This window comes from Kribbella sp. NPDC051620, from assembly GCF_044453825.1.
GTDB lineage: Bacteria > Actinomycetota > Actinomycetes > Propionibacteriales > Kribbellaceae > Kribbella.
In genome coordinates, this window is record NZ_JBITDB010000004.1 from 426,229 (window position 1) to 438,560 (window position 12,332).

The 12,332-nt window shown below is 68.9% G+C and carries 12 protein-coding genes and 1 tRNA gene; 3 read left to right on the forward strand and 10 right to left on the reverse strand.

What is annotated here, in order from left to right; translation table 11 throughout:
• Positions 1-5: 5 nt before the first annotated feature.
• From pknB to ACIA12_RS21100, 6 genes are all read right to left on the reverse strand, one after another.
• Positions 6-1,895, reverse strand: coding sequence for a Stk1 family PASTA domain-containing Ser/Thr kinase (gene pknB, locus ACIA12_RS21075; RefSeq protein ID WP_396368713.1), 1,890 nt, complete (start codon positions 1,893-1,895; stop codon positions 6-8).
• Positions 1,896-2,019: 124 nt separating this feature from the next.
• Positions 2,020-3,474 (reverse strand): peptidoglycan D,D-transpeptidase FtsI family protein, encoded by a 1,455-nt coding sequence (locus tag ACIA12_RS21080; protein ID WP_396368714.1) that lies wholly within the window; start codon positions 3,472-3,474, stop codon positions 2,020-2,022.
• Positions 3,471-4,868, reverse strand: coding sequence for an FtsW/RodA/SpoVE family cell cycle protein (locus ACIA12_RS21085; RefSeq protein ID WP_396368715.1), 1,398 nt, complete (start codon positions 4,866-4,868; stop codon positions 3,471-3,473). The genes ACIA12_RS21080 and ACIA12_RS21085 overlap by 4 nt, the downstream gene beginning before the upstream one ends.
• Positions 4,865-6,259, reverse strand: a complete 1,395-nt coding sequence (locus ACIA12_RS21090) for a PP2C family protein-serine/threonine phosphatase (RefSeq protein ID WP_396368716.1) — start codon at positions 6,257-6,259, stop codon at positions 4,865-4,867. The genes ACIA12_RS21085 and ACIA12_RS21090 overlap by 4 nt, the downstream gene beginning before the upstream one ends.
• Before the next feature lie 10 nt (positions 6,260-6,269).
• Entirely contained in the window at positions 6,270-6,758 is a 489-nt protein-coding gene (locus tag ACIA12_RS21095; protein WP_396368717.1) for an FHA domain-containing protein, read from the reverse strand.
• 10 nt (positions 6,759-6,768) lie between these two features.
• Positions 6,769-7,590, reverse strand: coding sequence for an FhaA domain-containing protein (locus tag ACIA12_RS21100; protein ID WP_396368718.1), 822 nt, complete (start codon positions 7,588-7,590; stop codon positions 6,769-6,771).
• Positions 7,591-7,824: 234 nt separating this feature from the next.
• On the opposite strand from ACIA12_RS21100, the gene ACIA12_RS21105 reads away from it, so the two are divergent.
• A tRNA-Leu gene (locus tag ACIA12_RS21105) sits at positions 7,825-7,908 on the forward strand.
• Between the two features lie 96 nt (positions 7,909-8,004).
• Here ACIA12_RS21105 and ACIA12_RS21110 read toward each other — a convergent pair.
• A complete protein-coding gene (locus tag ACIA12_RS21110) occupies positions 8,005-8,499 on the reverse strand; it encodes a hypothetical protein (RefSeq protein WP_396368719.1) in 495 nt (164 codons plus the stop codon).
• 97 nt (positions 8,500-8,596) lie between these two features.
• Between ACIA12_RS21110 and ACIA12_RS21115 the strand changes: the two genes are divergently transcribed.
• A complete protein-coding gene (locus tag ACIA12_RS21115) occupies positions 8,597-9,430 on the forward strand; it encodes a carbon-nitrogen hydrolase family protein (RefSeq protein WP_396368720.1) in 834 nt (277 codons plus the stop codon).
• Here the strand turns inward: ACIA12_RS21115 and ACIA12_RS21120 are convergent.
• From ACIA12_RS21120 to ACIA12_RS21130, 3 genes are all read right to left on the reverse strand, one after another.
• Positions 9,427-9,894 carry a hypothetical protein gene (locus ACIA12_RS21120; RefSeq protein WP_396368721.1) on the reverse strand — a complete coding sequence of 156 codons (468 nt, stop codon included), beginning with the start codon at positions 9,892-9,894 and terminating at the stop codon, positions 9,427-9,429. The two genes, ACIA12_RS21115 and ACIA12_RS21120, sit on opposite strands and share 4 nt — an antisense overlap.
• A gap of 420 nt (positions 9,895-10,314) precedes the next feature.
• Positions 10,315-10,935 carry a GNAT family N-acetyltransferase gene (locus tag ACIA12_RS21125; RefSeq protein ID WP_396368722.1) on the reverse strand — a complete coding sequence of 207 codons (621 nt, stop codon included), beginning with the start codon at positions 10,933-10,935 and terminating at the stop codon, positions 10,315-10,317.
• A gap of 69 nt (positions 10,936-11,004) precedes the next feature.
• Positions 11,005-11,217 carry a hypothetical protein gene (locus ACIA12_RS21130; protein ID WP_396368723.1) on the reverse strand — a complete coding sequence of 71 codons (213 nt, stop codon included), beginning with the start codon at positions 11,215-11,217 and terminating at the stop codon, positions 11,005-11,007.
• Between the two features lie 133 nt (positions 11,218-11,350).
• On the opposite strand from ACIA12_RS21130, the gene ACIA12_RS21135 reads away from it, so the two are divergent.
• A complete protein-coding gene (locus tag ACIA12_RS21135; RefSeq protein ID WP_396368724.1) occupies positions 11,351-12,328 on the forward strand; it encodes a helix-turn-helix domain-containing protein in 978 nt (325 codons plus the stop codon).
• Positions 12,329-12,332 lie beyond the last annotated feature (4 nt).

Below are 12,332 nucleotides of genomic sequence, written 5' to 3' on the forward strand. Positions count from 1 at the left end.
GCCGATCAGCCGTTGCCCCCGCTACCGGGGCCGCCGCCGATGCCGCCACCGCCCGGGCCGCCGCCACCGGGGATGATCGGCGTCTCCGAACCCTCCGGATCGGTCGGCTCGGTGCTCGGCGGGGTCGGCGGGGCCTTCACGGCGATCGACAGGATCACCTTGGTGCCCTCCTTGACCTTCGAGTTCGCGGCCACGCTCTGCTTGGTCACCGTGCCCTCGGGCGCCGTCGGGTTGGTGTCGTCGTTGACGTACCCGACGGCCAGGCCCAGGGCCTTGAGCTGCGCGGTGGCGTCGTCCTTGCTCAGCGTGGCGACGTCGGGCACGGTGACCTGGACCTGTCCGGTCGAGATGGTCAGGGTGAACTTCGTGCCCTTGGCGTACTGGCCGTCCTGGCCCGGGTCGATCGAGAGCACGGTGCCCTTGGGGGCCTCGTTCTCGACCTCCTTGGACTTCGACGCGACCTTGAACTGGCCGGCCGCGTCCTCCAGCGCCTTGCGCGCGTCGTCCTCCGACTTGCCGATCACGTTCGGTACGGCGAAGGTGTCGCGACCGGCCGAGACGACGAGCGCCACCGACGTGCCCTTGTCCAGCTTGGTGCCCGCCGGCGGGTCCTGGCTGATCACCGTGCTCTTGCCGACCGTGTTGCTGGCCTGGGAGGTCTGGGTGTACTTCAGCCCCTGGTCGGTCAGCAACTGGATCGCCTCTGTCACCGAAAGTCCCTCGAGCTTCGGCACTTCGACCTGCTCCACCGGCTGGCTGGTGTTGGTGCTCGGGTTGGCGCCGCCGGTGTTGTCCTTGTCGCCCATGTTGGTGATGATCGCGTAGGCGCCGACAGCGATCGCGACGATCGCCAGGCCGAGCAGGAAGTACGCGAGCCCCCGGTTGCGACGGGCCCTCGCGGTCTCCGCCTCGTCGTCCCCGTTGTCGGGCGGGAGCAGGTCATGCGTCTGCGGCTGGTAGGCCTGGGTGGCCGCGACCGGTGCGACCTGGGTCGGCGCCATCGCGCGGGTCTCGGCGACGGCGGCCATCGGCGCGGTCACCTGCTGGCCGGCCAGTACCCGGTGGATGTCCTGGCGCATCTCGTTCGCGCTCTGGTACCGGTGCTCGCGGTTCTTCGTCAGCGCCTTCAGGACGACGGCGTCGACCTCCGGCGGGATGTCCGGGTCGAAGGACGACGGCGGCAGCGGCTCTTCCCGGACGTGCTGGTAGGCCACCGACACCGGCGACTCGCCGACGAAGGGCGGCCGGCCGACGAGCAGTTCGTACAAGAGGCAGCCGGTCGAGTACAGGTCGGAGCGGGCGTCCACGGTCTCGCCGCGGGCCTGCTCGGGTGACAGGTACTGCGCGGTGCCGATCACGGCCGCCGTCTGGGTCATCGTGGACGAGGTGTCCGCGACGGCCCGGGCGATGCCGAAGTCCATCACCTTGACCTGGCCCTGCGGGGTCAGCATCACGTTGCCGGGCTTGATGTCGCGGTGCACGATGCCGGCCCGGTGGCTGTAGTCGAGCGCCTCGAGCACGCCGGAGGTGATCTCCAGCGCGCGCTCGGGCATGATCTTGCGGCCCTCGCGGATCAGGTCGCGCAGCGTCTTGCCGGTCACCAGCTCCATCACGATGTACGGAATGGTGATGCCGGAGCCGTTCGGGTCCGGCTCCTCGCCGGTGTCGTAGACCGACACGATGGTGGGGTGGTTCAGTGAGGCGGCCGACTGGGCCTCCCGCCGGAACCGCGCCTGGAAGGTGGCGTCGCTGGCCAGGTCGACCCGCAGCCGCTTGATCGCGACGGCCCGGCCCAGACGGTTGTCGATGCCCCTGCGGACGTCTGCCATCCCCCCTCGACCGAGCGGTTCGCCTTCTTCGTAGCGCCCGCCGACGAGACGTGCCTGCGATGTCATTACTCTGCCTTCCAACCTGCGCGGATCGAACTCGGCCAATTCTTCAAAGTGCCCACGGTAGCCCGGACCATCCGCCGGCTGGTGTCGGCCGGACGCTCTGTCACCGGGTTATATCCCATCGTCATCACCGGCCGAGCACCGCTTCCATCATCTTCTTCGCGACCGGCGCGGCCAGCTTGCCGCCGGCGATGTCGTCGCGGCCGACGCCGACTGCGTCCTCGATGATCACCGCGACCGCGATCTGCGGGTCGTTGGCCGGGGCGAAGGCGGTGAACCAGGCGTACGGCGGCCGGTCCTTCGCGCTCTGCGCCGTACCGGTCTTGCCGGCCACGTCGATGCCGTTGATCTGACCGGGCTTGCCGGTGCCGTTCTTGACGACGTTCACCATCATTCCGGTCAGCTCGGCGGCGACCTCCGGGGTGACCGCCTGGTGCAGTTCCTCCGGCTTGGTCTCCTCGACCGTCTTCAGGTCGGGCGTCCGGACGTTCTGCACCAGGTACGGCTTCATCACGGTGCCCTTGTTGGCGATCCCGGCCGCCACCATCGCCATCTGCAGCGGGGTGGCCCGGACGTCGAACTGGCCGATCGCGGACTGCGCGACCTGCGGCTCGTTCGGGTCGCCCGGGAACTGGCTGGCGGCCGCGCCCAGCTCGGGCAGCTGCCGTTCGCCGAAGCCGAACTTCTCGGCCTGCTCGCGCAGCGCGTCCGCGCCGAGGTCGAGACCGACCGAGGCGAACGCGGTGTTGCAGGACAGCGCCAGCGCGACCGTCAGGGTGGCGTTGTTGCTGCCACCGCAGTTGCGGCCGTTCTCGTTCGGCAGCGGAACCGTGGTCTGCGGCAACGGGAGGCTGGCCGGCGAGTTCACCTTGGTGTCGGCCTTGTACCTGCCACTGGACAGCGCGGCCGCCAGGGTGACCAGCTTGAAGGTCGACCCCGGCGGGTAGACCTCCTTGATCGCCCGGTTCGACATCGGCCTGTTGGCGCTCGCGTTCAGCGACTTCCAGGCCTCGCTGGCCTTGCTCAGGTCGTGCGAGGCGAGCAGGTTCGGGTCGTACGACGGCTTGCTCACCAGGGCGAGGATCTTGCCGGTCTTCGGCTCGATCGCGACCGCCGCGCCCTTGTTGTTGCCCAGCGCGGTGTACGCCGCCTGCTGGGCCGCCGCGTTCAGGGTCAGGCTGACGCTCGCGCCCTGCTGGCCCTTGTCGGTCAGCACGTCGACGAACCGGCGGAACGCCAGCGCCGGGTCGGAGCCGTTCAGCTCGCTGTTCTGGTTGAGCTCGATCCCGCCCCGGCCGAACTGGAACGAGTAGTACCCGGTGACCGGCGCGTAGAGCGGGCCGTTGGAGTAGGTGCGCTGGTACTTGTACTGGTCGTTGCTCTGCACGCTGCGCGCGATCAGCGTGTTGCCGATCAGGATCGGGCCGCGGTTGACCGAGAACTGCTCGTTGCGGACCCGGCGGTTGTCGTTGCGGCCGTTCAGCTCGCCTGCGCGGAAGGCCTGCAGATAGGTCGAGTTGGCGATCAGCGCGAGCATCAGGATGATCGCCGCCACGGCCAGTCGTCGGATCGCTGAGTTCACTGCTTCTGCACCGCCATGGCGATCGTTTCGTCGGAGACCGGCGCCGCAGGGGTCTGCGGCCGCCGGGCCTGGTCACTGATCCGCAGCAGCAACGCCACGATCGCCCAGTTGGCGACCAGCGACGTACCGCCCAGGGCCATGAACGGGGTGGCCAGACCGGTCAGCGGGATCAGTCCGGTGACACCGCCGACGATCACGAACACCTGCAGCGCGAACGACATCGCCAGACCGGTCGCGACCAGCTTGCCGAAGATGTCCCGGCAGCCGAGCGCGGTGCGCAGGCCGCGCTCGATGATCAGGGTGTAGATCAGCAGGATCGCGATCAGGCCGGTCAGGCCCAGCTCCTCGGCGAACGAGGAGATGATCATGTCGCTGTTGCCGTAGAGGGTCCACTCCGGATGGCCCTGACCGAGGCCGCGGCCGAGGATGCCGCCCCAGGCCTGGCCGAGCAGGCCGCCGGCGATCTGGCCGCCGTCGATCGAGAACGGGTCCAGCCAGTCGGTGATCCGTTCGTGCACGTGCCCGAAGGCGGTGTACGCGAAGAAGGCGCCGCCGGCGAACAGCAGGCCGCCGATGATCAGCCAGCCCGCCCGCTCGGTGGCGACGTACAGCAGGAACAGGAACAGGCCGAAGAACAGCAGCGACGAGCCGAGGTCGTTCTCGAACACCAGCACGCCCAGGCTGACCACCCAGGCGATCCCGATCGGCCCGAGGTCGCGGGCGCGCGGCAGGTCGAGGCCCAGGAACCGGTGCCCGGCCAGCGTCAGCACGTCGCGCTTCACCACCAGGTAGCCGGCGAAGAAGACGACCAGGCACAGCTTCGCGAACTCACCGGGCTGGAAGGACATCCCGGCCAGGTGGATCCAGATCCGGGCGCCGTTCAGGTTGACGCCGAGACCGGGGATCAGCGGCAGGACCAGCAGCACCAGACCGGCCAGGCCGGCCGTGTAGGTGAGAGCCTGCAGCCGCCGGTGGTCGCGGATCACCAGGACGACGACGAGGAAGAGGACCACCCCGACGGCCGTCCAGGTGATCTGCTGCGGCGCCGCGGCCGCCTTGGGGTCCAGGCCCCGGGCGAGCCGGTCCGCGGCGATACCGAGGTCGATCCGGTGGATCATGGCGACGCCGAGGCCGTTCAGCAGCACCGCGCAGGGCAGCAGCACCGGGTCGGCGTACGGAGCGCGGTAGCGCAGGGCCAGGTGGGCGATCAGGGCGAGCAGGCCGATGCCGGCCGCGTAGTACCCGGTACTGGCCGGGACCTCGTCCTGCACGGTGAGGCCGATGTTGACGTAGGCGGCCACCGAGACGCCGACCGCGAGGATGAGCAACATCAGCTCCACCCCGCGCCGGGTGCGCGGGATGATCTGGATGACGGAGGTCGACGCGATACTCATCTGACGCCGTCGCAGTCGTCGGGGTTGACCGTGCCGTTGCTCGGGGTGGAGACCGGCGTGGAGGCCGGAGTCGAGACAGGCGTGGTCGCCGGCGGCTTGGGCGGCGTAGAGACCGGCGTACTGGGCTTGACGGTGGGCTTCGGAGTGGTGGTCGGTTTGGGCTTGGCCGCGCACTCGTCGGCCGCGTGCTGCAGCTCGCTGACGATCTGGCGTGCCGCGGCCAGGTCGTCGGCCTGGATCGTGCCCTCGACCTGCTCCCGGCTGTACGTCGGCAGCTTGTCGACCAGCAGCGTCTGCTTCTCATAGACCGACGACAGGTCGAGCCCCGGGACGACCTGGTCGACCCCCTTGAAGATCACCACGTAGTCGCCGTCGGTACCGACGTAGTACTGCTTCTGGGTCCAGTTGTAGGCGAACCAGCCGCCTCCGCCGATCAACCCGAGGATGACGACCACCACTGCGAGCCGCCGCAGCCAGAGAAACCGCTTGGGCGCCTGCGGTGCGTAACGGAGCTCCTCAGGGTCGAGGCCATGGCCATGGCCACCGCCGCCGCCCCCTCCGGCACCACCGTCGCCCTGGGCGCGCATGGTCGCGGTGGCCGGACCGGTCCCACCCTGGGCAAGCTCCGCCGCCGCACCGACCAGCTGAGGCTGGGTGCCGCTCGAAGGCTCCGTCTCGACCACATCGGCCACGACGCAGGTGATGTTGTCGTTGGACCCCGCCTCGAGCGCGTGGGTGATCAGGTCGACCACCACGGAGTCCGGGGTGCCCTCGGCCATCGAGGTGGCGATCACCTGCTCGCTCACGTAGTCGGGCAGGCCGTCGCTGCACAGCATCAGCCGGTCGCCGGCCTGGACGTCGAGGATCTCCAGGTCCGGATCCGAGTCGGGGCGGCCGTCGAGCACGCGGAGGATCAGGTTCCGGTGCGGGTGGGTGAAGGCCTCCTCCTTCGAGATCCGGCCCTCGTCCACCAGCGACTGGACGAATGTGTGGTCGTGGCTGAGCTGATAGAGCAGCCCGTCACGCATCCGGTAGGCGCGTGAGTCACCGAGATGGGCGAGGCCGAGCTGCTCGCCGTCGAAGAGCAGTGCGGTGACGGTCGAGCCCATGCCCTCGCGCTCGGGGTCCTCCTCGACCAGCTCGGACAGCCGCTCGTTGGCCCGGTGGACGGCGCCCGCGAGCGCCTCCATCATGTCGGGGCCGGTGATCCCGGGCTTGTCCAGCCGGCGGATCACCTGGACGGCGGCAGAGCTCGCGACCTCGCCGGCCGCGGCGCCGCCCATCCCGTCGGCGAGCAGCAGCAGGTGCGGACCGGCGTACGCCGAGTCCTCGTTGTTGCGGCGGACCCGGCCGACGTCGGACAGTGCGGCGTAGTCGAGCGATAGCGTCATGGCCGGCGTCCTACTTCGCGATGTTCAGCGTCGTGCGACCGATCCGGATGGAACCGCCGATCTCGGCCGGAACGGGACGGGTGACCCGCTGGCCGTCCAGGTACGTGCCGTTGGTGGAGCCGAGATCCTCCACCCACCACTCGCCCTCGGACAGGAACAGCCGGGAGTGCCGGGTGGACGAGTAGTCGTCGTCGAGCCGGATCTGGCAGTCCGAGCCGCGGCCGATCACGACCGGCTCGCTCACCAGGGTCGCGCCGACCCCGGCCTGCGGGCCGTCGGCGATGGTGACCGAGCCGGGCAGGCCCTTGCGCTTCTTCACCGGCTTGGCCGGCTTCGGGGTCCGGCCGTTCGGCTGCGGCGACGACGCGGGCGCGATCGCCCGGGCGTCCACCTTGGCGCCGAACAGGTCCGAGCGGATCACGGACAGCACCGCGAGGACGAACATCCACAACAGGGCCAGGAACCCCAGTTTGATCAGGGTCAGTGTCAGTTCCGACATGGAGGTTCCGTCACCACCCGCTGCTGGGCGGCTGGGCGATCGGCTCGTCCGCTAGGCGCAGCGTCATGGTGGTGTTCCCGATCCTCACGGTCGATCCGTCGGTCAGTTCGGCCTCGGCGGCCCGGCGTCCGTTGACCAGGGTGCCGTTGGTCGACCCGAGGTCGACCAGGACCACCCTGACACCTCCGGGGCCCTCCGGCATAAGCCGGATCTCCGCATGCCGCCGGGAGACGCCCGGATCGTTGATCTGGATGTCCGCGTCGGTACCCCGGCCGAGCACGACGCCCGGCGGGTTGATCGGCCGGCGGCGGCCGTTCACCTCGAGCATCACCTGCGGGTGGCCGCGGCGCACCGGCGGCGGGCCGGGCGGCGGCTGCACGGGCGCGCTCAGCTGGGTCGCGTTGGGGTCCGGAGCCGGCTGGTAGGTCGGCTGCGGCGGGGGTTGCGGCGGCCGTTGCTGGTTGCCGTGGGTGGCGCTGACGACGCGGAACTTCCCGGTCGGCAGGTCGTCTTCCTGGGTCAACTCGATCTCGATCGGTCCGGAGAAGGTGTAGCGCTGGATGTCCGCGTGGTCGCGGAGTTCGTTGGCGAGCTCGTGGTTCAGCGTCCGGCCGTAGGCGTTCAGCCGTTCGAAGTCGCCCGGGCCGAGCTCGATGGTGAAGTGGTTCGGCACCAGCCGGCGGTCCCTGGACAGGATCCGCGCGGTGTTGTCGATCTCTCGCTTGAGGGCCGCGGCCAGCTCGATCGGCTCCACGTCTCCCTTGAACGCGCGCGCGAAGACACCACTCACGATGCCCTCGAGGCGTCGCTCGAAGCGCTGCAGCGGTCGCACGCGTCCTCCTCCACGGTCGGTCGTCGGGTGGACCCAACGATCGTGCTTGCCGTACGGCACCTTCAAGAGGCTCGCCGTACCCCGTGTCCACCGGTGCGTGGGTGAACACACTGGTACGACGATCGATCGTATCGGCAGGTTCGACCGAACCCGCAATGTCAGAGTCTGCCTGAGGCCGTGCTAGTGTTTTCTCTCGGTCGCAGATGGCAGTTTTATCAGCCCTCAGCGACCAGCGCGCGAGTGGCGGAATAGGCAGACGCGCACGGTTCAGGTCCGTGTGCCCGAAAGGGTGTGGGGGTTCAACTCCCCCCTCGCGCACAGCAACTCCCAGTCAGACACTGACTGGGAGTTTTTGTTTTTCCGGGGCCGTTCAGCCGGTTGCTCGGTGCGGCATGCGTCACAGTCGGTGTTCGGTCAGCGGTTCCACAGGCCGTGGGTTCTCAGCAGGGTGAGGACCTGGGTTTCGAGGTAGCGGGCGTCGGGGGTGTCCGGGGTGACCGACCAGGCGACCTCGAGGTCCAGCCGGAGGACGGCTTCGCGGGCCCAGTCCTGGGCGGTCTTCGGGCCGTGGTGGCGGAGGTCGTGGAGTTGTTGCTCCAGCCAGGCCGGGTCGGCGAGGGCGCGGTCCAGGGCTTCCTCGCCGAAGCCGCTGATCGCTCCGCGGCCGTTGCGGTAGACGGTCAGGCGGCCGTAGAGGCCTTGCGGGCGGCCGGTCGCGGCGCGTTCGCCGGCCATACCGACGTACCGGATGATCGCGGTGATCGGCTCGCGGAGCAGGTAGACGCCCGGCTCGCGGGGTGCGGACGGGATCGCGGCCTCGAAGGGCATCCAGTCGGTCCATTCGGCCAGGTCGCGGACCTCGGCGTATCGCTCGCGGAGTGCGTAGTCGTGGACGGCTGACCAGCTCATGCGGTCAGTTTGCCGGTCGGTACCGACAATCCGGACAGCTTCGTGACGGCCGCCGCGTCCGGGCGGGATTGTCGGTCCGGGATGGGACCGTGGGGCGATGACGGGGATTCGCATTGCTGTTGCCGAGCCGATGATCACCAAGGATCCAGCGGAGAACGGCGCCAAGGTCCGGGAACTGATGAAGGTCGCGGCCGGCCACAAGGCGCGGCTGATCCAGTTTCCGGAAGGTCAGTTGTCGGGGTTTCCGAACGAGCAGTTCCAGGACTGGTCCGAGGTCGACTGGCCGCTGGTCCGCGAGGAACTGGAGAAGATCCAGAAGCTCGCCGCCCGGCTGAAGCTCTGGGTCGTGCTCGGCTCCGCCCACCCGCTGACCCCGCCGAACCGGCCGCACAACAGCCTGTACGTGATCTCCGACCAGGGCCGGATCGTCGACCGCTACGACAAGCGCTACTGCTCGAACACCGAGCTGACCCGCTACTTCAGCCCAGGCTTCGAACCGATCGTCTTCGATGTGGACGGCTACCGCTTCGGCTGCGCGATCTGCGTCGAGGTCAACTTTCCTGAACTCTTCAGCCACTACGAACGCCTCGGCGTCGAATGCCTGCTGCTCTCGGCGTACCCCGCGGACGCGGTCTTCGAGGTCAAGGCCCGAGCCCACGCCGCGATCAACAACTACTGGATCGCGATGTCCCTCCCCGCCCAGACCGCCGACCTGATGCCATCCGGCCTGATCGCCCCCGACGGCACCTACGTAGCCACCGTCACCCCACCCGCCGAACTGACGATCGCCACCATCGACCGCAACGACCCCACCTACGAAACCCCCCTCACCAAACTCCGCCCCTGGCGCACCCTCGCCCGCAAGGGCGACATCTACACCACCCGCCGCATCACCAACGACCCCCGCTCCACCAACCACACAATCAACTAGCTCGTACTACGGCCTGCGGCGAAGGACTCGAGCAACGGACCAACGGCCGACACCACCGAGCGCAGTTCGCGCACCGGCAGGTCATCGTTCTCGGTCGTCTCCAGCAGCAACTCCGCGCGCTGGATCGCGCCGTGTGCCGTCATCATCATCCGCACCTCGGCCTCCGGCGTGAGCGTCGCGCGGTCCTCGTCGTCGTCTCGGCCGAAGGCGAGAACGTCGATCCGGGACTGATAGAGCAGATCGGCGAAATGCGCGACCCTCGCCTGTGCCTGCTTGTGCTCCTTGTCGGCCAGGCGGCGGCACGTCTCCGAACAGAACTCCCGCTTACGGCCGGGCCCGGTCGCCTGCTGGAACTGCTTGCGGCAGGACGGACGACTGCAGTAGCCGGCCAGTTCGATCGCGTCCTCCGTGACCCTTCTACCCGCCGTGGCCGTGCCGATCCGAACCGGTACCTGTGAGCTCATGCCACTCTCCGATAATTCGCGCGGAATCTCGGCGTCTTCTACGCCTGCGACTGTCCAATCGTGCAACCCCCTCCCCGACTGTCCTAGCCGCCACGCCGTTGAAGGCAATTAATTCGCGCGGAATGAGCGCGTTTTTTGGCGCGGTTACAGCGCGTCGTCCGGTCAGTGCAGGGATCGGCTGCTCTAGTAGTCGCAGCAGCGATCTGAATCCGCGCGATTTGATTCGCCTGCGGGACGCCCTCACTGCGTGGAACAGGAGTCGGATGTCACCAAGCGTCGGCGGTTCGAGCCGGCCGTCCTTGCGGATGCACGTCAGCAGACAGCGGCCGGCTGCCCGAACCAGAAACCTTGCCCAGTACCGGAGAGCCCGGGGCGTGGCTGTCCCGGCCAGGGCCTCGGCGGTGCGGCGGTTGCTCTACTTCAGCGGTCCCCGGCGGTGCGGGTAGTCCGGCCCAGGTACGTGACCAGGTCGGTGTTGGGGACGGGGATGTGGTGGAAGCCGAGGCGGTCGTAGAAGGCTCGGGCGGGGGTGTTTGACGTGAGCATCGTCAGGTGGATGGCTGGGACGTTTGCCGCGGCCAGGGCTTTGAGGAGGGTGGTCATCAGGGCTCGGCCGTGGCCGGCGCCTTGGTGGGTGGGGAGTAGGTCTATGTGGAGGTGGGCGGGGTAGGCCGCCACCTCGGGGATGACCAGGCGTTCGGGGTTGTGGAGGAGGCTGATCATTTGCTCGGTGGGGGTGGTGGGCGGTCCGGTGAGGGGTGGGTAGCGGTCGGCTACTCGGGGGAGCCATTCGGTGCGGAGGCGGCGCGCGAAGGTGGGGGTGTCGGGGGTGGCCAGTATGTAGCCGACGGGGTGGTCGGCGTCGGTGAGGACGAAGGCGTAGTCCGGTTCGAGTTCGGCGTACGGGAGGGCGAAGAGGGTCGGCATCAGATCGAGGTCCGGGTAGAGCGATCGGGAGTCGCCGCCGTTGTCGGCGGTGCGGACGCAGATGTCGGCGACAGCGTCGCGGTCGCTCGGCCGGTACGGTCGGATCTCAGGCATGGAACCGCTCCAACAGACGTAGGGAACGCTCTTGAGAGCGCTCCCACACAGTAGTCTTGGTGGGCTGGTTCAGCGGAGTCTCAGGCGGGTGATCAGACGGTGTGCCGGGGCGCGGTGGCGGCCGGAGAGCGGGCGCGCGGGGGCCGGGTTTCCGGAATGTCGTGGCGCGCCGCGGTGTGGCGTGGTGGTGTTGGTGCCCAGAAGTGTGCCGAGCAGGGTCCAGCCGGCGAGTGCCGCGGCAGCAACCAGGCCGGCCAGGCCGGCGTAGTCCGTCCAGTTCATGGTGATCTCTCTCGATGGCGGCTCGGGCGGGAGGCACGCGATTGCGTCTTTCACCGGTAGTGACGTCATCGGCTGGATTTCGTGACGGCAGTTCGGTGCCACGATTGGGTGGAGTTTCGAGGAGGTGGGCACGATGCACGACGGATCGCTGCTGGACGCCGAGGAGGAGCAGGCGTACCGGCTGCTGGTCGGCCTGTCCGTGGCACGCTCGGCGGAGCTCGCCGAGGTGGCCAAGCTGCCGCAGCACGAAGCGGCCGAGGTGCTGCAGCGACTGCAGGCGAAGGGCCTGGTCGCGGCCCAGCCGGGGCCGGATCCCGTCTTCCGGCCGCTGGCTCCCGACGTGGCGCTCGGTACAACGTTGTTACGTCGGCAAGAGTCGCTCGAGTCCGCCCGGAAGACGGTGGCGTCGCTGAGCGAGGAGTTCCGTGCGAGCGCGAGCCGTCGGGACGCGCACCACCTGGTCGAGGTGATCGTCGGCGCGAACGTACTGCGCGACCGCCTCCGCGATCTGCAGCAATCTGCCCGCACGGAGATCCTCTGGTTCTGCCGTGCCAACCCACTGGCGATGCAGGGCGCCGAGAACACGGAAGAGTACGGCGCGCTCAGCCGGGGTGTCCGCTACCGAGCGATCTACGAGCGAGCGCTGCTGGAAACGCCGGGAGAGCTGGACAGCATTGCCGAGGGCGTGAGCTGGGGTGAGGAGGCGCGGGCGCTGCCGACACTCCCCGTGCGGTTGGCGATCGTGGATCGCGCTACTGCGGTCTGCCCGCTGGTACGGGACGAAGAAGCAGGGATTGGCGAGCCCACGGCAGCAGTGATCGGCAGGGGACAGCTACTGGATGCTCTGCTCGCTCTGTTCGAGAGCCACTGGGAGGCAGCGACTCCGGTGCGGCTGCAGGCCGACGAACCGCAGGACCCCGAGGGCCTCGACGGCAACGAGCGCTTCCTGCTGTCGTTGCTCGTCGCGGGTCTACCGGACAAGTCCATCGCGTCCCAGCTCGGCATCAGCCGCCGGACGGTGCAGCGCCGCCTCGATCGCTTGATGGCTCTGGCCGGCGTAGATACCCGCACAGGCCTGGCCTTCCAAGCGGCACGCCGCAATTGGCTGTAGCCGG

What these genes read in the sequence shown, in the direction of transcription:
- ACIA12_RS21090 (WP_396368716.1), bottom strand. Translation starts at nt 6,259, where the DNA reads ATGACGCTATCGCTCGACTACGCCGCACTGTCCGACGTCGGCCGGGTC.
- ACIA12_RS21110 (WP_396368719.1), bottom strand. Translation starts at nt 8,499, where the DNA reads ATGAGCTGGTCAGCCGTCCACGACTACGCACTCCGCGAGCGATACGCC.
- ACIA12_RS21130 (WP_396368723.1), bottom strand. Translation starts at nt 11,217, where the DNA reads ATGAACTGGACGGACTACGCCGGCCTGGCCGGCCTGGTTGCTGCCGCG.
- ACIA12_RS21135 (WP_396368724.1), top strand. Translation starts at nt 11,351, where the DNA reads ATGCACGACGGATCGCTGCTGGACGCCGAGGAGGAGCAGGCGTACCGG.
- ACIA12_RS21085 (WP_396368715.1), bottom strand. Translation starts at nt 4,868, where the DNA reads ATGAGTATCGCGTCGACCTCCGTCATCCAGATCATCCCGCGCACCCGG.
- ACIA12_RS21125 (WP_396368722.1), bottom strand. Translation starts at nt 10,935, where the DNA reads ATGCCTGAGATCCGACCGTACCGGCCGAGCGACCGCGACGCTGTCGCC.
- ACIA12_RS21115 (WP_396368720.1), top strand. Translation starts at nt 8,597, where the DNA reads ATGACGGGGATTCGCATTGCTGTTGCCGAGCCGATGATCACCAAGGAT.
- ACIA12_RS21095 (WP_396368717.1), bottom strand. Translation starts at nt 6,758, where the DNA reads ATGTCGGAACTGACACTGACCCTGATCAAACTGGGGTTCCTGGCCCTG.
- ACIA12_RS21120 (WP_396368721.1), bottom strand. Translation starts at nt 9,894, where the DNA reads ATGAGCTCACAGGTACCGGTTCGGATCGGCACGGCCACGGCGGGTAGA.
- pknB (WP_396368713.1), bottom strand. Translation starts at nt 1,895, where the DNA reads ATGACATCGCAGGCACGTCTCGTCGGCGGGCGCTACGAAGAAGGCGAA.